We start from the raw sequence: 21,695 nt of genomic DNA, 5'->3' as shown, positions 1-21,695 counted from the left end.
AAGGGTTGTCGCTCCAATCTTCAGAGCTCTTTTCGCAGGAAGATGCGCGCCGCGCCAGGAATGCCAAATTCAACCCTGCCAAATTCCTCGTATCCGTGGCGAACATAGAAGCCAGGTGCTTGGAAGCTGCTGGTCTCGACCACGGCGCGGGCGCAGCCACGCTTTCTTGCCTCTGTTTCAACGGCTGAAAGGAGCCGGCTGCCATACGACTTTCCTCGAACATCCTCAGCCACGAAAAACATGTCCAGGAACAACAGTCCAAGCTCAGTCCTGCCCCACAAACCCCCAACGACCTTTCCCGAGGCATCCCGCACTATGGCGCCGATCGGCATTCGATCCGCGACGCCGGACTTGGCCACATTGTAGCGATAGAGCGCAGCGCCCGCTTCTGCCTTGGCATCCCCGCCGGTTTCAACCAACTCGATCAGGAGATCCGGCTTCCGTGCTGCGCGGCTCGCTGAACATGCCCAGCCTGAAACCTGCTTCGATCTTGTCATGGTTGGATCTGCGGAGGAGACTTTCGCTTCACTTGCCGGCCCCGCCGCCCACCACCATTCGAATGCCAAGGCCGACAATGAAGCAGCCCGCTATCCGTTGTTGCCAAAGTCTCACGCGGGGTCGACGCATGACCCATTCGCCGAGCACACCAGAAGCAACCGCATAGGTCCCCAGGACCAAGACGCCAGTCAGTTTCTGGGTCGCGCCGAGCATCAGCATCTGGAACCAGACAGAGCCACGGTTCGGATCGACGAACTGAGGCAGGAAAGCGATCATGAAAGTCATGGGCCAAGGATTGATGAGGTTGGCTATCATACCTTCCCGTATCGCGGCGAGCGGCCCGACGCGCTTGACGCAATCGAGATCCAGATCGCTTTTCGTGTCCGAGAGCAAACTTATGCCCAACCAGACAAGATAGGCTGCTCCAGCCCAACGGAGCGCGTCAAATGCCAATGGCGATGCACGCAAGAGCGAGGAGACACCCAGGGCGATCAGCGGCAGTTGCACCATGCCTGCGCCCAATGTCATTCCCACGACCGTGAACAACGCCACGCCACGGCCTTGCCCGATGCCACGTGCCATGACCAGCATGCTGTCGGGCCCAGGCGGCATCTGCAACAGGATCACGGTGCCGAGAAAGGCGAACCACAGATTGGGATCGATCTTACACCTCCTTGGCCCAAGCCTATTTGGTGCGTTCAATGCTGGCCCCCTGTCCCGGCAAGCGGTAACATCCTTGCCTTGGGCGCGATCGCTCCTGGCGCCGTCTAGCCGGCCTTGTCAAACCGTATGGAGAGCCCCTGCTCGATGAGAACTCCGTCGCAAGGCGATATTTCCGGTCCGGAGCTTCCGGTATTCTCCTGGGCGTCACAATTTTCCAAAGCGAGATTTGTTCCCGGGGGAATGAACGCTGCGTGTCATCCCGCAAGACCAAACCAGCCGTTCAAGCAAGGAAGTCCAGAATCGCCTTTGCCAACAGCTCCGGAGCTTCTTCGGCGACATGGTGACCGCTGTCGATGCCCCGGCCTTGCAGGTGCCGGGCCCATGGGCGCCAGATCGCCAGCACATCACCATAGAGCCGTTCAAGATCGTCGCGCAGCGACCACAGGACAAGCGTTGGGCATTCGACCCGGAGCCCTCGGGCGCGATCCTCCGCATCGTGCCGGCGATCGATCGTGAGCCCGGCCCGGTAGTCTTCCAGCATGCCATGCACGACATGCGGACTGCTGATCGCCGCCTGATAGTCCTCGAAGTTTTCTCTGCCCATCGTCTCGGCCGATCCGCCATACCAGGCCTGCGGATCGACATTGATGGCGCGCTCGGGCTTGTCTGGCTGGGCAAAGAAGAACCAATGCCACCACTCTGTCGCAAAGCGGCTGTCGCAACGCTCCAGATGCTCAAGGACCGGAATGCCATCGATTTCGAGAAGGTGCGAAATACTGGCAGGATGATCCATCGCCATCCTGAACGCGGTAAGGGCGCCACGGTCATGCCCGGCGACGGCGAAACGATCAAAACCAAGCCTGTGCATGAGAGCCACGCAAATGCCGGCCTTTGCCCGCTTTGAAGATCCCGCGCTTTCCCAGGCATCGGCCGGGACGGACGATTGCCCGAACCCCGGCAGGTCCGGGCAAATGACGGTGTGATGTCTTGCCAGGATCGGCGCGACGCGATGCCATGTGGTGTGGGTTCGCGGGTGCCCATGCAGGAGCAACACTGGCGGGCCAGCCCCACCATGGCGCACGCGCAATGTCGCATCCGCAAGCTTGACGATCTCCAGGCTAAAGCCGTCGAACATCATTTTTGCCGAGGATCGGTCAGCGACTGTCCAGCGGCGACGAAAGTGCCCTCCTTGCGAGCGACCGCAGCGGCCAGAAGCGTACGCGCCGCGTTTCGGACTTCTTCCTGCAGGTCCATGTCGTCGTCGAGCTCGTTGTGGCTGGTAGCGTATGGCTTCCAATAACCGGTGTAGCGGTCGAGTTCGGCCTTCGGCCCCGCCGGGACCATTTCGATCGATTTCAGCCAATCCGATAAAGAGCGCCGGACGTTTTCGGCTCCCTCGGTATCGCCGTGCACGATTACCGAGAAGAGCCGGCCGGCAAGGTGCCGGGGATAGTCCCATCCCTCGAGTTCCAGCGCCTTCGCCTCCCGCGCCTCCTTGCCGTGCGTGGAACTAGGATCGGGATTGCCGCCATCGGCGCATACCAGACGGTCCATCATCAGCTTCAGCGGCGAGGTGGCCTGATACCAGTGGACAGGCGTTATGATCATCACCGCATGGGCGGCAACCCACATTGGATAGATCTCGTTCATCCAGTCCTGCGTCTGGCCGAGCGAATGATTTGGATAGCAGGAGCAAGGCCAGTGACAAAGCGCGGCAGCGGTGGAGAAGCAGGCCTTGCAGGGATAGATTTTGCGGCCGTATTCGGCGGCCAGCCGGGACAAATCCAGGATCTCGACTTCCGCGCCGCCGGCCTTGAAAATCTTCCGGGCGATTTCGACAAAACGATAGGATTTGGACATCTCGCCGGGGCAGGTGTGCTCGCTGCGCGGCGATCCGTTCACGATCAGGACGCGGCGTCGTTTGCCCAGCTCGTTCATGCGCTTTGCGCGCTCGATTGCTTGTCTGGCCTTGAGCCAATCGACCGCCAGATCGTAATCGGGATCGGCGAAGCCACGGCCCGCCTTTCGGGTCCGCGGGCTCTTCCTGGAATCCCTGTAGGCCTGCCAGGCGACCTCCGTTATCCGCTCGATGTCGGCGGCCAGGGGCTCGAACGCCGGATCATTGAACTGTTCGCCATAGCGACGCTTGAAAGCCTGTTCGTCCAGGCGGGGGCTGGGCATGCCCTTGCGCGGTTCTGGCGCGCCGCGCTTCAGCCAATCGAACATGGGGTTTCACCTCTGCATGGAAAGCGATCCAAGCTCAAACGCGGCAAACAGGCACGGCGTTCCGAACGCGCCATAGCCATGATCTGCAAGGACTTTTGGGCGAGTACAAAACAAGGCGCGCCGGAATCACCCGAGCCGGCGTGTTTCGAATTGATTCGCCAAGTTCGGTACGAAGGCGTACACAAAGAGGTCGTCAGCAGCACGATCCGGGCGTTGACGCTTGGGAGCGACCATCGCACTCCTGCCCCAGCGTGAGGCTAGGATGTCATGACAAAAGACCCTGAGCGCCCCGGTCTGGCGGCCGAAGCCGTGCGTACACTTGCCCGGGAATCGGGCGCTACGGAACAGCAGATACGTGACATAGTGTTGCTTGTAGGGTTCGACCGCTCTTCGATCCTCAGGGAAGCTCGTCTTCTGGCGAAGGATGGATAGTCGACAAAACTTGCGATTTGTCCACAGCAGCTATTGTCGGTTTCATACCGACGCGGCCGCCTGCCTAGTGCTGGCCGGGTGGGACAGTTTATGTTTTGCCACCGTCCCCTCGTTCGAGGGGCGCGGCCGGCCGAGAGATCCCAGTGCTCTTGCCCAAGTGGAGAGCGTCTCGTGGATCCCAAGATTCTGCAGGCCAAGAGCGAGTTGTTGCGCCGAATGAGCGTGGCCGATTTCGAGCGGCTGCGGCCGCATCTCGAAAGTGTTTTTCTGGAGTTGCGCTCGCCGTTGGAGATCGAAGGCCAAAAGATCGAAGCTGTCTATTTCCTGGAGAGTGGCATCGCATCGGTCGTCGCCAAGACTGCGGGAACGGCTGAATCGGAGGTGGGAATAATCGGCTTCGAAGGTATGACCGGTTCGGCGCTGATCATGGGCGACGATCTGGCAAGCTTCGATTGTTACATCCAGTCGACGAGCGAAGCGATACGGATGAGCGCCGCGCCGTTCGTCGAAGCCTTGGCAGAGAGCCCTACCTTGCGGCCCTTCCTGTTGCGCTACGTGCAGTATCTCCACGTCCAGACCAGCTACACGGCGTCGATCAACGCGCGGCACAGCCTGGAGGTCAGGCTGGCGAGATGGCTTCTGATGTGCAGCGACCGGACCGTTGGCGACAGGCTTATGATAACCCACGAATTCCTTTCCGTCATGCTGGGCGTCAGGCGCCCCGGGGTTACCGTGGGGCTTCAGACAATCGAGAGCCATGGCTACATCCGTGCCCGCCGCGGCGAAATCACGATCCGGGATCGGAAAGGTCTCGTGGCGCTGGCACGGGAATCTTACGGCCCTCCCGAACTGCAATACCGTCGGCTGGTCGGGGACCTCGGTTCAAAGAACCCTTCGAGGCAGGACCGCCCGCCCAGCTGACCGCCATCATGCCGGCATTGCTGGGCGAGGATCGCGGAAGTGGCCGACGCGACGATGCCGATGACGGCACATTGCCTAAGCCCGCATCGGCCACTGCGGCATGATTTGGGGATGCCGCCTGGTTAATCTAGTCATCTGCCAATGACTGACAATAAAGGGCCAAGGCTCGGTAAGAAACGTACGAAGCCGAACCTAATCTCACTGACCGGAGGCGATACGGGCCCTGCTCATCTCGCACACGGAATGGAACTGGCGTCCCACCGCTTGCCCGGCAATGTTACTCGCGCTGCGGACATTGCGAACTTGAATTCCCGGAGCACACCGCGCTTCGCGCCATTCACCGGCGACAGCGATCGGCATTGGTCAGGGCAATCACAAGTCCTTGAACGCGAACAGTTCCCGGAACATCTCAACTTCAGGTTTGTTTGAAGCCCAGATGCCATCTGGAGCAGGGGCGGAGAAGATCCGTGGCCAATTCGCGATCGATACCGGTGGTCGTCGGCCGTCCGATCCATCGGACACCGATGGCGGTCGCCAATGCCTGTTTCATCGGCACGCTGCTGACCGACCTCACCTATTGGCGAACGGCGGAGATGATGTGGGCCGATTTTTCCGCATGGCTGCTGTTTGCCGGCCTCGTGATGGGCGCTCTTGCGGTGCTTGCGGCGCTTTTCGATCTCTTCACCCGTCGAATTCTCCGTACGCACGGAGCCTATCTGCTCGGCGGCCTGGTGGTGCTTGTGCTGTCGTTCTTCAACGCGCTGGTGCACAGCCGTGACGCCTGGACGTCGGTCGTGCCGACAGGGCTCATCCTCTCCGCGGCGGCCGTGATCGTCTTGGTTCTCGTGTGGTTGCTGGAATGGAGCACCGGCCGCACCCGCGTCGAGGTGCTCGAATGAACGCCCTGCGGGTTTCGAACACTCACATCCGGCGTGCCCTTGGGTTCGGTCTGTTGTGCGGATCGCTTTTGGCATTGCCCGCCTGCAGCAACGACGACCCAGACCCAAGCGGCCAGGTCGGGCCAAATCCGACACTGCCTGAACCAACGCAATATCTTGTTCCGCCCATGCATGTCGCTTCGGTCGTCGGCTGGAAGCAGGACGAGAAACCAACGGTCGCGAAGGGTTTGCAGATCCAGGCATTCGCCAAGGGATTGAAGCATCCACGCTCGCTCTACACCTTGCCGAACGGTGACGTTCTCGTGGTCGAGTCAGTGGCGCCGCCCGGCGCCGCAATCAAGCGTCCGAAGGACCTGATCATGGGCTGGATCGAGTCCATGGCGACGTCGGGCGGCGGCACCGAGGGAAGCAACCGCATCACGCTGTTGCGTGATACGAACGGCGACGGCGTGCCCGACGTGCAGGATGTATTCCTCGATCACCTGAATTCGCCCTTCGGCGTGGCCCTGGTCGGCAACGATCTCTACGTCGCCAACACGGATGCGATCGTGCGTTATCCCTACACGTCCGGCGAGACCAAGATCACCGCGCCAGGCACCGCGCTGACGCCGCTGCCCGGCGGCCCGATCGATCATCACTGGACCAAGTCTCTCGTCGCCAGTCCGGACGGATCGCTGCTTTATGTCGGCGTCGGCTCCAACAGCAACATCACCGAGAACGGCATCCAGGCGGAAAAGGATCGCGCCGCGATCTGGGAGGTCGACAGGGCGACAGGCCGTTCGCGCATTTTCGCAAGCGGGCTGCGCAATCCCAACGGTTTAAGCTGGGAGCCGCAGAGCGGAGCGCTGTGGGCCGTCATCAACGAGCGCGACGAACTCGGCCCCAATCTGGTTCCCGACTACATGACTTCGGTCAAGGACGGCGCGTTTTATGGCTGGCCCTACAGCTACTATGGCCAGCATGTCGATCCGCGGGTGATGCCGCGGCGGCCGGACCTGGTCGCCAAGGCCATCCCTCCGGACTATGCACTGAGTTCCCATGTCGCGCCCCTGGGACTGGCATTTTACACCGGCACCAACCTGCCCGAATTCTATCGGAATGGCGCCTTTGTCGGCGAACATGGCAGTTGGAACCGCAAGCGCTTCAACGGCTATAAGGTCGTTTTCATACCGTTCAATGGAGGTCATCCTGACGGTAAGCCTCAGGACGTCGTCACCGGTTTCCTTGACAATGACAACAAGGCACATGGGCGGCCAGTGGGCGTTGCCGTCGACAAGGCGGGCGCGCTGTTGATTGCGGACGATGTCGGAAACACGGTCTGGCGCGTGACCGCAGCTCGGTAGTTATCGGATTGTATGCGCAGGAAGCCCGGTAGTGAAACTGATCCTCACGCTGTTATCGGCGGCGTAACCTATACTGAGGATTCAAAGCATGCGTTACCCGGCACTCGCGATAAGTCGAGAGGAACAAAGGTCGCGCCGCCTTGTTACCGATGATGGCGCGCTATTATTTTGATCTAGTCGACAACGGAACCTCCTACCCGGACACTGAAGGAACCGAGCTTCCGAGCTTGGAGGCAGCTGAGGATGAGGCGGCAAAGGCGTTGCTCGAAATAGCAAAGGACCAGATGCCTGAAGGCAATTTCCGAGAGGTTGCCCTGCATGTCCGTGCTGGTGCTAGCAAACCCCTCGTTATGGTGAAGGTAACGTTCGAACTGGTGCGCAACGGACCTGATCGCGATGGACCCGTGGGAACCTGACTACTTCCTCAATGAAAGTGCGCGCCTATATCAACGGAGGGCGGCGGCACAGATTGCCGATCTTCGCTCGAATATTGAAGACACGCGGCGCGTAATCGAGGAATCGCGCAAGCTGCTGGACCGGCTTTCCGCCAAATCAGGCGCTATCCACCCGTAGGGAATGACAAGGCCCGCTCGTAACGCGGGCCGCTTGAGTTGTGGTGGAGCAATCCGCCTCATAACTGAGTTTAAGGCTGCTCATCTCGGTTCGTTGTTGATGCTCAGATAGGTAGGGTCGAACTCGGCAAGCCTGGCAAGCTGGTCCCAGTCCAAAATGGTGACCATATGGTTCGTCCAGGTGATTACCTTGATCTTCTTCAAGCCTCCGATCACCCGGTTCATGTGCACGACCGACAACCCAAGCACGTCGGCCATTTCAGTCTGTGACAACGGTAGATGGAAACTCATGCCGCTGGTGCGTTTCACCGCCTGCAGACGTACGAACAGTTCGCAGATGAGATGGGCCAGATGCGAGGTCCTGGAGCGGCGGCCCATTGCCACGATCCATTCGCGATGTATGGCCCCATCGACCAGCGTATCGAGCCACAACAGCCGGGTCAGGTGAGGGGCCTGTTCCGTAATGGCTTTCAGCTTGTTGTGGTCCGCGTACATCACCCGGCAAGGCGACAGCGCGACGATACCGTGATCCATGGTCTTGAGCAAAAAGGCGTGGAGATCGACGAAGTCGCCGGGCACCTGCAAGGACGTGAACTGCCGGCCGCCGTCCTCGAGCACCTTGTAGCGTGCCGCCAGGCCATCCAGCAGCATGGTGCTATAGGTTGGCCGGGACCCCGCTTCGACCACATCTTGCCCCTTTTCGAACTCGCGTCCGAAAACAACCGTTTCGGCCAGCAAGACCTTCTCGACGTCCGAAAGAGTGTCGTGCTGGCCGAGTTGCAGATAGAGGGACTCTAACATCATGGCCTCAAGGCGATCGGGGTTGAAACGCCGATCGCCAGATGTCCTGGACGCAAGGATAGCAGCCGGACCTTAGGCCTTCGGAAGATGGCGGACCCTATCATCGGCAGCCTGCGCGTATTCTGGCGCAAGCGCCGGAGCGGGAACCACCAGTGTCGCTAGCTATTAGCACGCTAGAGGTGTCCAAGGCTGCCCCGAAAATGAAACGGTGTCATTTCGATCTCTATAACGGTCATGGCCCCGCACCCAACGACGACGGCAGCCATTTGAATCGCGAGAACAGGCGAGGGCAGAAGCCATTCGCATTTCGCAGGAAGTCGCTCGCGATGAAATGCCGGATCGCGACCTGGTCAACATACCGGCAAAGTGCGCAATGAGGCGGGCGCCCAGGTGTTCGAGGCATCGCTTGTCCTGACCGCCGGGTGGAGCGCGTGACCTTGATGCGGTCAGCGTGGGAGTCGCTGTGGAATTTGCACCACATTTTCCGATCCGGGCAGTTCAAAGGCCATGGCCAATCGACGCAAGGAAGCCATTTCCACGATCAATTCTTCGATCGAACGATCCGGCAACCCCGTCTTCACTTTCTGCCTTACCCTTGCTGTGAGTTCATGAACGCGGACAGGCACGAAAAGCGCGCTGTCGTCCAGCAATCTGCTGATTTCGATCACCACATCGGCGTCGATGTCTTTCGGCAATTCCCGCATGGGCGTCACCTTGGTCTCGAAGCGATCCGAAGGCAGCCAAGGCATTGCGCACCGGAAGGCATGCCCGACGGGGATCGATCGTCGGATTCATAAAACCACCCACCCAGCGTGTCACTAAAAACGTTGGTACGAAAATTACCAAACGGGTTGGTTCCCGTAATCCATGTATTCTGGCATCGCGCGACTACAGGCATTGTTCAGGGGCGCCTGTCGCATGCCAGGACGCGATTGCCGCCAGCATCCCGGCATTCACTTGGAGAACTCGTCGTCAAGAATGCGCAATGCTTCTTCATACTTGGCCGTGGATGCTCCGATCTGCCGTGATTGCCAGATATTGTCGGCCAGATCCGCCCGTTTTACCGGCAGCGCCAATGGGTTCGAGGCGGCCCGGCGTACGAATGCGAAATAGTCCTCGCCTTCTCTGCGTGTCATGGCGTCGACCGCGGCGGCGATCGTCGGTCCAAAGCCCGCCTCTTCGAGCTTGGCCCGGCTCCAGCCTTCGCTTTTTTCCAGGACATCGTGCAGATAGGCGACGACTTTCTGATCTATCGTTTCGACGGCGTCGGCCACTCGACGGCAATGATCGATATAGGGGCCTCCTGTCTTGTCATGCTGCGATGCATGCGCCTGCTCCGCAATCTTGGCCGCCCGATAGAAAATACTCATCACATCGATCTCCGTCCTTTCGGCCAGCGAGCCGCATCGCCTTCATGCGCTACCAGCGTTCCTCGGTTTCGCGGTGCGGCAAGTCCACGCCGCAGCAGACCCAGCCGAGCCGCTGCCCTAATCCGTAGTTGTAGCGAGGCTCCAGCCGCGCTGGATCGTCGAATGTGCCGACATGCAGCGCGATTTCCCCGGGCGAGACGTCATAGGCAAGGCTGAGCGGCGATCCGCAGGCAGGACAGAACCCCCTTTGGGCGATTGGCGAAGATCGGCGATAGGCGGGAGTGGCGTCGATCCAGGTCAGGTCTGGCGAAGGCACCCACGCCAGGACCGCAAATGCACTGCCGGTCGCGCGCCGGCACATATCGCAATGGCAATAGTGCACTCTCGGTTCGCTTGTGACGTTGAAGCGAATCCGGCCGCAAAGACATCCGCCGTTCAGTTCCACCTTGGCTCCAGTCCGATGAGCCTGCGTTTCGGCAGGCTCTCCAATCTCGTGCGGGCAGCTTCGTTCATCTGGCGAAAACGTCGGCCGCCCTCGTCGGTTCCTATGCCCCGCAGGAGGGGTTCGCGCACGGGGCTCTCGTCTTTTCGAGCGCCGTGGCATTGAGGCCGCTTCTGTCGGCGACCCTGCGGAAAATGGCCAGCCAGGTCCAGAGCCAGGCCGCCGATCGGCTATCGAGCCGCTTCGGTTTCGACGAAGCAATGGGCAGAAAAAGACTTCTTTTTGCGATCCGGCCCGGATGCTCTGTTGCAAACCTTAGAACACGCAAGGCTCGCTGGGAGGCGACGCCCAAACAAGAGCGGCTGCCGAAACGCAACCGGCATAGGCCGCGAGAATGAGGCCGATGCCGGCAACAGCCATAGGGGAACCACGACAATGAAGACATTTCGAAACTGCCTGATGGGCGCGGTCGGCGCAGGCCTGCTGGGCCTGGGGCTTGCAGCTCCCGCCAATGCGGGCGCCATCCGTCTCGGCATGACGACCTGGGTAGGTTACGGGCCGCTGTTTCTTGCCCGCGACCTCGGTTACTTCAAGGAGGCCGGCGTCGACGTCGACCTGAAGGTCATAGAAGAATCAGCGCTTTACATGGCTGCGGTCGCCGGCGGCGATCTCGATGGCGCCGCCTCCACCGTAGACGAGCTGATGAAGTACCGCTCGGACGATCTCTGCTTCAAATACGTCCTTGCGCTCGACGACAGCCACGGCGGTGATGGCGTCGTCACGCAGCCCGACATCAAGTCGCTCAAGGATCTGAAGGGCCAGCAGGTGGCCTTGAACGAGGGCTCCGTTTCCGAATTCTGGTTCAACGTGCTCCTGAAAAAGGAAGGCATGACCGAGGACGACGTTACCATTACCAACATGACCGCCGATGACGCGGCGACCGCCTTCATCGCCGGCCAGGTTCCCGCCGCCGTGACGTGGGAGCCGCACCTCACCGAGGTCCGCAAGGGCGGCAAGGGAAAGGTGTTGATCGATTCCACGACCACCCCTGGCTTGATCGTCGACGTGATCGCCCTCAAATGCGATCTGATCGAAAAACATCCCGAGGACGTAAAGGCCCTCGTCAAGGGCTATTACAAAGCGGTTGAATACATCAAGACCAATCCGGAAAAGGCCTATGAGATCATGGCCAAGGGCATTGGCGGCTATCTCGAAAAGCCCGAGGATTTCGCCGCCGGTGCCAAGGGCGTGCGCTATTACGATCGCGATCGCAACCTGGAATTCTTCGGTATGCCGGAAAAGAGCGAGGCGTCCGAGCTGGTGAATTTCGCGCAGGACATCTGGGGCAAGGCCGGCAAGCTCAAGATGACGATCGACGCGAAAACCATCCTCGATACCGACTTCATCAGGGAACAATGAGCCTTCGAGAAACCGGGGTCGGTCCGCTTGGGCCGACCCCTGTTTACCGACAGGCCGGAGCCTTCTCGCTTCAGAAAATCAACGGAGGCCATGCCATGGCACAGAGGCGGACGGCGTGGACACGCCTGACGACCCCATTCGCCAACATTCCCGCCAGCACGGCAACGACACTCGCGCTGGCGATGTGGGTGGTCGTGATCGGCGGCTGGGCGCTGCTGTCCTATGGCCGCGTCGTGCCGAACATGTTCCTGCCGACGCCCGGAACCGTGCTGCAGACGACCTATCGCATGTCCCAGGACGGCAGCCTTTTTTACCACACTTTCACCAGCGCCAAGGTGGTGATCCTGGGCTTCATCGTCTCCTCACTGATCTCGGTGCCGCTGGGGCTGTGGATGGGGACCTATCGGGTGGTGCAGGCGCCGCTGGAGCCCTTGGTCAACTTCATCCGCTACCTCCCTGTGACCTCCTTCGTGCCCCTGTTCATCCTTTGGATCGGCATCGGTATCGAACAGCGCATAGCGGTCATCTTCTTCGGCACCTTCTTCCAGCAGCTCGTGATGATTTCGGACTGTGCGCGCAGCGTCTCCAGGGACCTGGTCAACGCCTCCTACACTTTGGGCACCAAGCGCAGCGAAGCGGTGTGGCACGTCATTTTCCCGGCCGCGCTTCCAGCCATCCTCGACACGCTTCGCGTCACCATGGGCTGGGCCTGGACCTATCTGGTCGTGGCCGAACTCGTCGCCGCGTCGAGCGGCCTCGGCTATATCAGCCTGAAGGCGATGCGAGGCTTCCAGGTCGATGTGATCTTCATGGCAATCGCCGCGATCGGGCTTCTGGGCCTTATCACCGACACGGCGTTCCGCATTATCAGGGCCAGGGTCGCGCCATGGGCATCCTGATTTTGAACGCAAGCTCGCAAACCGCAGTCGGATCAAGGGTAGCAATGAGCGAGACCATCAAGGCGAACGATCTGGCCGGCACGGCCGCGACGACCGGCGATCCGCGCTCGACCGGCACGACGATGGCCGTTGAGGACGTGACATTGCGTTACGGCGACGCCAACGGCGTGCTGGCGCTGGACGATGTGTCGCTGAAGGTGGCCAAGAACGAATTCTGCGTCATCGTCGGCCCTTCGGGATGCGGCAAATCGAGCCTGCTCTACCTTGCGGCCGGCCTCAACGACGCGACTTCAGGCAGCATCAAGGTCGATGGCAGGGAAGTGATCGAACCGGGTCCAGACAGAGGCATGGTGTTCCAGAGCTACACCTTGTTTCCCTGGCTCACCGTGCGCGCCAACATCGAGTATGGACCCAAGCGCAAAGGCCTGCCGGCGGGGCGGCGCAAGCAGATCGTCGACCAGTATCTCGACGAAGTCGGCCTCGCGCCGTTTGCCGACCACTACCCCGCCCAACTTTCCGGCGGCATGAAGCAGCGCGTGGCGATCGCGCGCGCCCTTGCCAACGATCCGGCCGTTCTGTTGATGGATGAGCCCTTCGGCGCCCTCGACAGCCAGACGCGCGGCACCATGCAGAAACTGCTTTTGCGCGTCTGGGAGCGGCAGCAAAAGACGGTGCTGTTCGTTACTCACGATATAGACGAGGCGCTGGTCCTGGGCGATCGCGTCTTGGTGATGACGGCCCGGCCCGGCAAGATCAAGGCCGAGATCAAGGTCGACATCCCAAGGCCGCGTTCGATGGATGTGATCCTCGAACCCGAGTTCATCGCCCTCAAGCGCCGCATCCTCGGCCTCTTGCACGACGAGATCGATGAGGATCATTGAGAGCAATCTCGAGGAAACACAAACGGTCGTCGGCAGGTCGGCGTTGCCAACGCTGAACTGCCTACGATGTTGAAAGGCGGAGCGGATCGTTACCTTTCGCCGCGATACGCCGAGCCCAGGATCATCTCCGAGCACTTCTGTCCGATCATCATGCTTGGCGCGTTCGTGTTGCCGCCGATCAGCTTCGGCATGACTGACGCATCGGCGACCCGGAGACCGTCCACGCCTCGCACTTTCAGCGTCGCCGGATCAACGACCGCCATCGCGTCCGTCCCCATCTTGCAGGTCCCGACGGGGTGGTAGACGGTCAGAGCTTCGGCGCGCAGATAGGCCAGGATCTCGTCGTCGCTGCTGACATCCTTGCCCGGAAGCATTTCCTTGCCACGCACCGCATCGAACTCGGATGCGGCCAGGATCCTGCGCGCGATCTTGATGCCTTCGACAAGCACCATGGCGTCGTCCTCGTTGGCGAAGAAGCGGTGGTCGATGAGAACGTCACGGCGAGAACTGTCCCGTGACAATCTGATCTCGCCAACGCTTTTCGGCCTGAGAACGCAGGTGTGAACGGCGTAGCCGTGGCCATATTCGATGAGCCTGCCGCGATGGCTGCGATAGCCCGGCACGAAGTGGAACTGAACATCGGGAAGGCCGTTCGCGTGCCTGGTTTTGGCAAAGCCACCGGCTTCGACATAGTTGGTGGTGAGGATTCCCTTGCGGCGCGCGAAATACTGGAAAGGCGCTGCCGCGATGCGGGGCAGGTTGGCAAAAGACAGGCCGAGCGTCCTGGTGCTCCTGGAGCGCACGGTGATCATGCCGTCGACATGGTCCTGCAGGTTCTTGCCGACACCGGGCAGATCGAGAATCGGCGTGATGCCGATCTGCCGCAGCTCGTCCGCGGGGCCGATGCCGGATGCCATCAGGATCTTGGGCGAGTTGATGGCCCCGGCACAGAGCACGATCTCGCGGCTGGCCGCGAGTATTTTTTGCTCGCCGTCGAGGCGCACCCGCAGGCCGGTGGCGCGCCCTTCGGCGATGACAAGGTCGACCACCTCGCATGCACTGAGCAGCGTCAGGTTCCCGCGATTAAGCACCGGACGCATGAAGGCGGTGAAGCTGCTGAAGCGCTGGCCCCGGTTCTGGGTGACGTTGTAGATGCCGAGGCCGAACTGGCTCTCGGCGTTGAAGTCGTCGTTGGCGGGCAGGCCGGCATTTTTGCCGGCCTTGACGAACATGCTGGAAAGCATGTTCGGATCGCGCGGATTGTCGACCATGAGCTCGCCGTCCGTGCCGTGATAGCGCGGGTCCTGGGCGATCAGGTTGCGCTCCAGCTTCCTGAACACCGGCAGCACGTCGCTGTAAGCCCAGCCGGCGCAGCCGAGCCCGGCCCACTCGTCATAGTCCTGCGCGGCGCCGCGAATATAGACCATCGAGTTGATCGAACTCGATCCGCCCAGCGCCTTGCCCCGGTTGACCGGAATGCGGCGGTTGTTGAGATGGGGCTGCGGCACGCCGACGAAACAATAGTCGTAGTTCGGGTTGCCATAGAGCGACAGAATGCCCGCCGGAATCCTTACCCGCAGGCTGTTGTCGCTGCCGCCTGCCTCTACCAGGCACACCCTGACCGACGGATCGGCGCTCAGCCGATTGGCCACCACGCATCCGGCCGAACCCGCGCCGACGACAATGTAATCATAGCTCTCAGTCTTCATGCCAGCCCCTCGAGAATGCCGGCTCGTGGCATTGCCGAACGGGCCGCTGCGAGGCTGCATCCTGTTCCGCAACAATTCGGTGCCGACACGTGCCCGGCTTCGCGGCCAGCTCATGCGGCGCTGCGGATCCGGCCGCTGAAACTGTAGATGCGTCCATCGGCACGAGAAATTCGGAAATGGTTACGCGTGACTTCGGAGATTCGTTATGGGCGCCCACCGGCACGTGCTGCTACTTGTGACCGCCAATGGGGAGGCGACCGGATGGCGCACGGCCTGTCCGGAACACGGCGAAATTGATCTCCGGGGGCTGCGTTTGCCGGCCGCCGGAAATCGGTTTCATCGCGTGCGGCGGGAGCTGTCGGATGGTCAGAAAAGGACTGGGCATGTCGGTTGAGACGATAGACACGCTTGTCGTTGGCGGCGGCCAGGCTGGGGTGGCCATGAGCGAGCACCTGAGCAAATGCGGGGTGCCGCATCTCGTTCTCGAACGCGGCCGCATCGCCGAGCGCTGGCGCTCGCAGCGGTGGGACTCCCTGGTTGCCAATGGCCCGGCCTGGCACGACCGCTTCCCGGGCATGGAATTTCCTGTGACAGGCCCCGATGGCTTTCCCTCCAAGGAAGAGGTCGCCGACTATTTTGTCGCTTACGCAAAGCAGATCAATGCGCCGGTCCGCTGCGGCGTCGAGGTCAGGCTTGTGCAAAGAAACATAGGGCGGCCCGGATTCCGTGTCGAGACGTCCGATGGCGTGATCGAGGCCAACAGCGTTGTCGCGGCGACCGGCCCTTTCCAGGTCCCGGTCATCCCGCCCGTCGTTCCTGCCGATGCCGGCATCCTGCAAATCCACTCCAGCGCCTACCGCAATCCCGCGCAGTTGCCGAAAGGCGCGGTGCTGGTGGTCGGCGCGGGATCCTCGGGCGTCCAGATTGCGGACGAACTCCAGCGTGCTGGCAAACGCGTCTATCTCTCGGTAGGCGCGCACGACCGCCCGCCGCGCGCCTATCGCGGCCGCGACTTCTGCTGGTGGCTGGGCGTTCTCGGCAAATGGGACCTCGAAACTCCAGGACCCGGCACGGAGCATGTCACGATCGCGGTGAGCGGCGCGCGGGGCGGAGAAACGATCGATTTTCGCCGTCTGGCGGCGCAGGGGCTTACGCTCGTCGGCATGACGAGGGCGTACCAGGACGGCGCCATGACCTTCGCGCCCGATCTTGCCAAAAACATTGCCCGCGGTGATGCCAATCTGATGGCATTGCTGGACGAGGCCGACGCCTATGTCGCGCGCAACGGTCTCGAGCTTCCCGAAGAACCCGCTGCCCGCCGGATCGGTCCTGACCCGGACTGCGTAACCAATCCGATCCTCGAGCTCGATCTGACCGAAGCCGGGATAAGTTCGATCATCTGGGCGACGGGCTTTGCCGTCGATTACAGCTGGCTGAAGGTCGATGCCTTTGACGAGCAGGGCCGGCCGAGGCATCAGCGCGGCGTCTCGACCGAGCCAGGGATCTATTTCCTGGGCCTCCCCTGGCAGTCACGCAGGGGATCGAGCTTCATCTGGGGCGTGTGGCACGATGCCAAGCACGTGGCCGACCGTATTTCGACGCAGCGCAAATATCTCGCTTATCACGCCGCCGCGAAGCGCGAGGCCGTGGACGCCTGACCAAAGCTGGCGACGGCCGCAAGCCCGACCTGATGGAGATCAAGATGAAGCATACCCGAATTCGTACCTTCAATACGAAGGACACTTATCCCGAGCAGAAGCTCGACAATGATCTGTGCCAGGCAGTCGTCACACGGGGTGGCCGGACGATCTATCTGCGCGGGCAGTGCCCGCAGGATCTCGACACCGCCAAGAATATCGCCAGCCACGATCCGGTCGAGCAGACCCACAAGGTGATGCAGAATATCAAGCAGCTCATCGAGGAATGCGGCGGCACCATGGAGCATCTGGTGAAAGTGGTGGTCTACATCACCGATGTCCGCCATCGCGAAGCCGTCTACCGAACGATGGGCGAATACATCAAGGGCGTCTATCCGGTTTCGACCGGCCTTGTCGTGTCGGCCCTGGCAAGGCCGGAATGGCTGGTCGAGATCGACGGCACGGCCGTAATTCCGGACTGAGCGCCATGACCTTTTCCATCGTCGCACGGTGCCGGCGCACCGGCATGTTCGGAGTGGCGGTATCCTCGTCATCCCCCGCGGTCGCGGCCCGCTGCGCCTATGCACAGGCCGGCGTCGGCGCCGTTGCCAGCCAGAATGTCACGGACCCGACGCTCGGGCCACGGGCGCTGGAGCTGATGGCGCGAGGCGCCTCCGCCGCCGAAGCCGTCGCGATCCTGAAGCGCACGGCTGCTTTCAGCGAATACCGGCAGGTCCTGGCGGTCGACAAGGCCGGCGGCAGCGCGATCCATTCGGGACCGAAAGCGCTTGGCATCTGGAGCGAGGCACGCGGCGAGGACGTCGCCTGCGGCGGCAACCTGCTTGCCAGCGATAGGGTTCCGAAAGCCATGGTGGACGCCTTTCTCGCCTCCGAGGGCGATCTCGGAGACCGGCTGATTGCCACCATGCGAGCCGCGCTCGAGGCCGGCGGCGAGGCGGGGCCTGTCCGCTCCGCCGGTATGAAACTGGTACGCGATGTGTCATGGCCGGTCGCCGACCTGCGTTGCGACTGGACCGAAGGGTGTCCGGTCGAGCAGCTGGCAATGCTGTGGGACATCTATAAGCCCCAGCTCGATGCTTATGTCACGCGCGCCCTCAACCCGTCCGGTGCGCCAAGCTACGGCGTTCCCGGTGATGAGTAGTTCGACAATCTGGAGCCAGCATGAGCGAACTCAGTCATAAGGATTGGATCAGCAAAGCCTCGGCTATCTGTTTTCGCGACAGGGCGTTCATCGACGGCAAGGCAATGCCCGCGCGTTCCGGCAGAACATTTACCAGCATCAATCCGGCCACCGGAGCAACGCTCGCTGAGGTGGCTTCCTGCGGCGAAGAGGACATCGACCTTGCCGTCGCCGCGGCACGTCGCAGTTTTGAGGCCGGCGTCTGGTCGAGAGCGACCCCTCAGCATCGCAAACGGGTGCTGCTGCGGTTGGCGGAATTGCTGCGCGAGAACCTGCAGGAGCTCGCGCTGCTGGAATCTCTTGATATGGGCAAGCTGGTCAAGGACGCAGCGACCGTCGACGTGCCGGGGTCGGCGGCGATCTTCCAGTGGTATGGCGAAGCGATAGACAAGGTCTATGACGAGGTGGCGCCGACGGCCCGAGGCGACCTTGCTTTGGTACGGCGCGAGCCGCTCGGGGTCGTGGGCGCCGTCGTGCCGTGGAACTTTCCGCTCGACATGGCGACCTGGAAATGCGCGCCCGCGCTGGCTGCGGGCAATTCGGTGGTGCTCAAACCCGCCGAGCAGTCGCCTTTCTCGGCGCTCAGGCTGGCCGAGCTTGCCATGGAGGCAGGGCTGCCCGCCGGCGTGCTCAATGTGGTGCCCGGCCTCGGCGAGACGGCCGGCCAGGCGCTTGGCCGTCATATGGACGTGGATTGCCTTGCCTTCACTGGATCGACCGCTGTCGGCAAGATGTTCCTGCAATATTCCGGCCAGTCGAACATGAAGCAGGTCTGGCTGGAGACCGGTGGCAAGAGCCCCAATCTGGTGTTCGCCGATTGCGGTGATCTGGACGCGGCAGCCGACATGGCCGCCTTCAGCATCTTCTTCAACCAGGGACAGGTATGCTCGGCCAACTCCCGGCTTCTGGTGGAGCGCGGCATCAAGGATACGCTCGTCGAGAAACTGGCGCAGCGCGCGACGGCGACCCAGCCCGGCGATCCGCTCGACCCTGCATCCAGGATGGGTGCGATGGTGGACGCGCGCCACGCCGCGACCGTCATGCGTTTCGTCGATGGCGGCAAGAAGTCGGCACGGCTAGTGACCGGCGGCGACCGGGTTACCGTCGACGGGCGCGGCAGTTTCGTGCAGCCCACGATCTTCGACGACGTCTCGCCCGACGACCCGCTTGCGCGCGACGAGATATTCGGTCCGGTCCTGTCGGTGATCGCCTTCGACACCGAAGACGAGGCGCTTCGCATCGCCAACGACAGCGTCTACGGCCTGGCCGCGTCGCTGTGGACCGACAGCCTGTCGCGGGCGCATCGTCTCGCGGAAGGGCTGCGCGTGGGCACGGTTTCCGTGAACACCGTCGATGCGCTGAGCCCGATGACTCCCTTCGGCGGTTTCAAGCAGTCCGGCTTCGGGCGCGACCTGTCGCTGCACGCGCTCGACAAGTACACCGCGCTGAAGACTACCTGGATAAAATATTGAGAAGCGGCCGCGACTTGATCGCCGGCTGCAAACCGGCAACATAGCCACTATGCCGCTTCGCTTCACGCTGAGACAACTCGAATATTTCGTCGCCGTTGGCGAAGCGGGTTCGATCGCCAAGGCGGCCGAGCAGGTGAATGTCTCGCCGCCATCGATCTCGGCGTCGATCGCTCAGCTCGAAGCCGAGTTCGGCGTGCAGCTTTTCGTGCGCAAGCATTCGCACGCGCTGGCGCTGACGGCGGGCGGGCGCCTGTTCCTCAAGGAAGCAGCGCGTCTGCTTAACGACGCGGATGCGCTGCACGACATTGCCGGGGATATCGCCGAAAAGGTGCGCGGACCGCTGGCGATCGGCTGCCTGCTCACTTTCGCCCAGATCGTGCTGCCGGCACTGCGCAAGAAATTCGAGGACGCCTATCCCGATGTGCGGGTCAGGCAATTCGAGCGCAACCAGGGGCAATTGTTCGAGATGCTCCAACGTGGCGAAATAGACGCCGCGCTGACCTACGATCTGGAGCTGTCGCAAGACATGACTTTCGAGCCGCTGATGCAGTTGCCGGCCTATGTCATGCTGCCGGCCGCGCATCGCCTGGCGGCGAAGGCAGGTATCACGCCCGAGGAACTGGTCGATGAGCCGATGGTGCTGCTTGACCTGCCCTACAGCAGGGAATATTTCCTGTCGGCTTTCCAGCCCAGGGGCCTGCGGCCCAAGATCGTCGAGCGCACCGGCGACATCGCCGTGATGCGCTCGATGGTCGCCAACGGCTTCGGCTACGGCATCGCCAATATGCGGCCGCTCAACACCATGTCGCCGGACGGCAAATTGCTGGTCTTTGTGCCTTTGTTGGGCGACCTCAGGCCGCTGACCATAGGGATTGCCCTGCCGAACGCCGAGCATCGCACGCTGACGGTGCAGGCCTTCATCGACCACTGTCGCCGCTTCGTCGTCGAGCAGGGCGTCTTCGGTACCGAGCGCATCGTGAAGTGAGGCCTGCCATGCGGCTCACGGCCAGCCGTCCGTGAGCCGTTCCAGCAATCTGTCCAGCATCGCGTCGCAACGACGCAGCTGTTCGACGCTGACAAATTCGTCGGGCTTGTGTCCCTGCGCCATGGAGCCCGGCCCGCAGACGACTGCAGGCGTGCCAAGATCGCGGCTGAACAATCCGCCCTCCGTGCCGAACGCGACTTTCATCGTGTCGTTGGCACCGGTCAGCGACTTGACGAAAGCCACCGCCTCCGATGCGGCCGGGGTGTCGAGGCCCGGATAGGTGTTGGTGATCTCGATGTCGATCGCTGCCTCTGCCGCGATCGAAGCGGCGTCCTCGGCAATGCGCACCGCGGCGGCGCGCAGCCTGTCGAGAATGCTGGCGGCGTCGTCGGCGGCAATGTTGCGGATCTCGAAATCGACGTGGCAGAGGTTGGGCACGATGTTGAGCGCGACACCGGCATTGATCTTGCCGACATGAACCGTCGTGTAGGGAATGTCGTAGTCGCCGTCGCGGGCGCCGTCGCGGGCCAGCCGTTCCTGTTCGTCACGCAAGGCGCGCACGAAATCGCACCCGAGGTGGATCGCATTGAGCGCCAGCGGGGCGAGCGCCGAATGGCCTTCGCGTCCCCTGCAGACGGCGCGAGCGGCAAGCTTGCCCTTGTGCCCGGTCGCCACCTGCATGTTGGTCGGCTCCCCGACGATGCACAGCAGCGGGCGTTGCGGCGCCGCACGCAGCATTTCGATCAGGTCGCGCACGCCTAGGCAGCCGACTTCCTCGTCACAGGAGAGCGCCAGATGCAACGGCGTCCGAAGCGCGATCCTGGAGGCCTTGATGCAGATCGCGAGCGCAGAGGCCACAAAACCCTTCATATCCGCCGCGCCGCGCCCATAGAGCTTGCCGTCGCGCTCGGTCATTTCGAATGGGGGCAGCGTCCAGTTCTGGCCGTCCACGGGAACGACGTCGGTGTGGCCGGACAGCATGACACCGGGTCTGCCTGCCGGGCCAATGGTGGCAAAGAGGTTGGCCTTGTGCCTGTCCGCGCCGTGGACGATCTGGCAGGCAACGCCGCTCGCTTCGAGCAAGTCGGCCGCATAGCCGATCAGGTCGAGGTTCGAGTCGCGGCTCACCGTGGGGAATGCGATCAGCCGTTCGAGAATCCTGATGCTGTCCATTTTCTGTCTCTCGGTCGGGTTCTGGCTGTCTAGCATCATGCCGCCGATGCTCTGAAGTCGCATTTCGCTCAGCCCCGGTTCAACGCAGACTAATTCGCGCCGGCGCGCGCGATTAGGCGCGTCCTAATCGGCACAGAAGAAATCCGTAGTTT

22 protein-coding genes are annotated in these 21,695 nt (G+C 61.9%); 12 read left to right on the top strand and 10 right to left on the bottom strand.

Annotated features, from left to right (window positions below; translation table 11 throughout):
* Positions 1 to 20: 20 nt before the first annotated feature.
* From FJW04_RS17530 to FJW04_RS17515, 4 genes are all read right to left on the bottom strand, one after another.
* Entirely contained in the window at positions 21 to 497 is a 477-nt protein-coding gene (locus tag FJW04_RS17530; RefSeq protein ID WP_140715603.1) for a GNAT family N-acetyltransferase, read from the bottom strand.
* A 28-nt stretch (positions 498 to 525) separates the two neighbouring features.
* A complete protein-coding gene (locus tag FJW04_RS17525) occupies positions 526 to 1,200 on the bottom strand; it encodes a LysE family translocator (protein ID WP_140715602.1) in 675 nt (224 codons plus the stop codon).
* A 241-nt stretch (positions 1,201 to 1,441) separates the two neighbouring features.
* On the bottom strand, positions 1,442 to 2,296 hold the full coding sequence (locus tag FJW04_RS17520) for an alpha/beta hydrolase (protein WP_181172970.1): 855 nt from the start codon (positions 2,294 to 2,296) through the stop codon (positions 1,442 to 1,444).
* Positions 2,296 to 3,387 (bottom strand): flavodoxin family protein, encoded by a 1,092-nt coding sequence (locus FJW04_RS17515; RefSeq protein ID WP_140715600.1) that lies wholly within the window; start codon positions 3,385 to 3,387, stop codon positions 2,296 to 2,298. The genes FJW04_RS17520 and FJW04_RS17515 overlap by 1 nt, the downstream gene beginning before the upstream one ends.
* A 603-nt stretch (positions 3,388 to 3,990) precedes the next feature.
* Between FJW04_RS17515 and FJW04_RS17510 the strand changes: the two genes are divergently transcribed.
* From FJW04_RS17510 to FJW04_RS17495, 4 genes are all read left to right on the top strand, one after another.
* Positions 3,991 to 4,740: a Crp/Fnr family transcriptional regulator gene (locus FJW04_RS17510; protein WP_140660831.1), complete on the top strand. Its 750-nt coding sequence runs from the start codon at positions 3,991 to 3,993 to the stop codon at positions 4,738 to 4,740.
* Positions 4,741 to 5,207: 467 nt separating this feature from the next.
* Complete coding sequence (locus tag FJW04_RS17505) at positions 5,208 to 5,639, top strand: DUF2231 domain-containing protein (protein ID WP_140715599.1); 432 nt, start codon at positions 5,208 to 5,210, stop codon at positions 5,637 to 5,639.
* On the top strand, positions 5,636 to 6,982 hold the full coding sequence (locus tag FJW04_RS17500) for a sorbosone dehydrogenase family protein (protein ID WP_140715598.1): 1,347 nt from the start codon (positions 5,636 to 5,638) through the stop codon (positions 6,980 to 6,982). The genes FJW04_RS17505 and FJW04_RS17500 overlap by 4 nt, the downstream gene beginning before the upstream one ends.
* A gap of 152 nt (positions 6,983 to 7,134) precedes the next feature.
* Positions 7,135 to 7,398, top strand: coding sequence for a hypothetical protein (locus FJW04_RS17495; protein WP_224531258.1), 264 nt, complete (start codon positions 7,135 to 7,137; stop codon positions 7,396 to 7,398).
* Positions 7,399 to 7,635: 237 nt separating this feature from the next.
* Here FJW04_RS17495 and FJW04_RS17490 read toward each other — a convergent pair whose 3' ends face one another.
* From FJW04_RS17490 to FJW04_RS17470, 4 genes are all read right to left on the bottom strand, one after another.
* Entirely contained in the window at positions 7,636 to 8,355 is a 720-nt protein-coding gene (locus tag FJW04_RS17490) for a Crp/Fnr family transcriptional regulator (protein WP_140715596.1), read from the bottom strand.
* A gap of 446 nt (positions 8,356 to 8,801) precedes the next feature.
* Complete coding sequence (locus FJW04_RS17480; RefSeq protein WP_140715595.1) at positions 8,802 to 9,059, bottom strand: hypothetical protein; 258 nt, start codon at positions 9,057 to 9,059, stop codon at positions 8,802 to 8,804.
* A 249-nt stretch (positions 9,060 to 9,308) separates the two neighbouring features.
* On the bottom strand, positions 9,309 to 9,725 hold the full coding sequence (locus FJW04_RS17475) for an HD domain-containing protein (protein WP_140660835.1): 417 nt from the start codon (positions 9,723 to 9,725) through the stop codon (positions 9,309 to 9,311).
* Positions 9,726 to 9,774: 49 nt separating this feature from the next.
* On the bottom strand, positions 9,775 to 10,170 hold the full coding sequence (locus tag FJW04_RS17470) for a GFA family protein (protein ID WP_224598647.1): 396 nt from the start codon (positions 10,168 to 10,170) through the stop codon (positions 9,775 to 9,777).
* A 432-nt stretch (positions 10,171 to 10,602) separates the two neighbouring features.
* On the opposite strand from FJW04_RS17470, the gene FJW04_RS17465 reads away from it, so the two are divergent.
* From FJW04_RS17465 to FJW04_RS17455, 3 genes are all read left to right on the top strand, one after another.
* Positions 10,603 to 11,586, top strand: a complete 984-nt coding sequence (locus FJW04_RS17465; protein ID WP_140715593.1) for an ABC transporter substrate-binding protein — start codon at positions 10,603 to 10,605, stop codon at positions 11,584 to 11,586.
* Positions 11,587 to 11,681: 95 nt separating this feature from the next.
* Complete coding sequence (locus tag FJW04_RS17460) at positions 11,682 to 12,485, top strand: ABC transporter permease (RefSeq protein WP_140660837.1); 804 nt, start codon at positions 11,682 to 11,684, stop codon at positions 12,483 to 12,485.
* 122 nt (positions 12,486 to 12,607) lie between these two features.
* Positions 12,608 to 13,366 (top strand): ABC transporter ATP-binding protein, encoded by a 759-nt coding sequence (locus FJW04_RS17455; protein WP_167331150.1) that lies wholly within the window; start codon positions 12,608 to 12,610, stop codon positions 13,364 to 13,366.
* Positions 13,367 to 13,455: 89 nt separating this feature from the next.
* Here the strand turns inward: FJW04_RS17455 and FJW04_RS17450 are convergent, their stop codons facing one another.
* On the bottom strand, positions 13,456 to 15,075 hold the full coding sequence (locus tag FJW04_RS17450) for a GMC family oxidoreductase N-terminal domain-containing protein (protein ID WP_140715592.1): 1,620 nt from the start codon (positions 15,073 to 15,075) through the stop codon (positions 13,456 to 13,458).
* Between the two features lie 383 nt (positions 15,076 to 15,458).
* Between FJW04_RS17450 and FJW04_RS17445 the strand changes: the two genes are divergently transcribed.
* The 5 genes from FJW04_RS17445 to FJW04_RS17425 are packed head-to-tail and all read left to right on the top strand — an operon-like array spanning position 15,459 to position 20,370.
* The gene (locus tag FJW04_RS17445) at positions 15,459 to 16,733 is read left to right on the top strand and encodes an NAD(P)/FAD-dependent oxidoreductase (protein ID WP_140715892.1); all 1,275 of its coding nucleotides are present in this window, start codon (positions 15,459 to 15,461) and stop codon (positions 16,731 to 16,733) included.
* 44 nt (positions 16,734 to 16,777) lie between these two features.
* Positions 16,778 to 17,194, top strand: coding sequence for a RidA family protein (locus FJW04_RS17440; RefSeq protein ID WP_015316456.1), 417 nt, complete (start codon positions 16,778 to 16,780; stop codon positions 17,192 to 17,194).
* Between the two features lie 5 nt (positions 17,195 to 17,199).
* On the top strand, positions 17,200 to 17,874 hold the full coding sequence (locus FJW04_RS17435; RefSeq protein ID WP_140614607.1) for a DUF1028 domain-containing protein: 675 nt from the start codon (positions 17,200 to 17,202) through the stop codon (positions 17,872 to 17,874).
* 20 nt (positions 17,875 to 17,894) lie between these two features.
* Positions 17,895 to 19,385: an aldehyde dehydrogenase gene (locus FJW04_RS17430; protein WP_140715591.1), complete on the top strand. Its 1,491-nt coding sequence runs from the start codon at positions 17,895 to 17,897 to the stop codon at positions 19,383 to 19,385.
* 49 nt (positions 19,386 to 19,434) lie between these two features.
* Positions 19,435 to 20,370 carry a LysR family transcriptional regulator gene (locus FJW04_RS17425; protein WP_015316459.1) on the top strand — a complete coding sequence of 312 codons (936 nt, stop codon included), beginning with the start codon at positions 19,435 to 19,437 and terminating at the stop codon, positions 20,368 to 20,370.
* 15 nt (positions 20,371 to 20,385) lie between these two features.
* Here FJW04_RS17425 and argE read toward each other — a convergent pair whose 3' ends face one another.
* On the bottom strand, positions 20,386 to 21,543 hold the full coding sequence (gene argE / locus FJW04_RS17420; RefSeq protein ID WP_041163727.1) for an acetylornithine deacetylase: 1,158 nt from the start codon (positions 21,541 to 21,543) through the stop codon (positions 20,386 to 20,388).
* Positions 21,544 to 21,695 lie beyond the last annotated feature (152 nt).

Source organism: Mesorhizobium sp. B2-7-3, from assembly GCF_006440715.1.
Classification (GTDB): Bacteria; Pseudomonadota; Alphaproteobacteria; order Rhizobiales; family Rhizobiaceae; genus Mesorhizobium; species Mesorhizobium australicum.
This window is presented reverse-complemented; position numbering and strand designations above follow the sequence as displayed.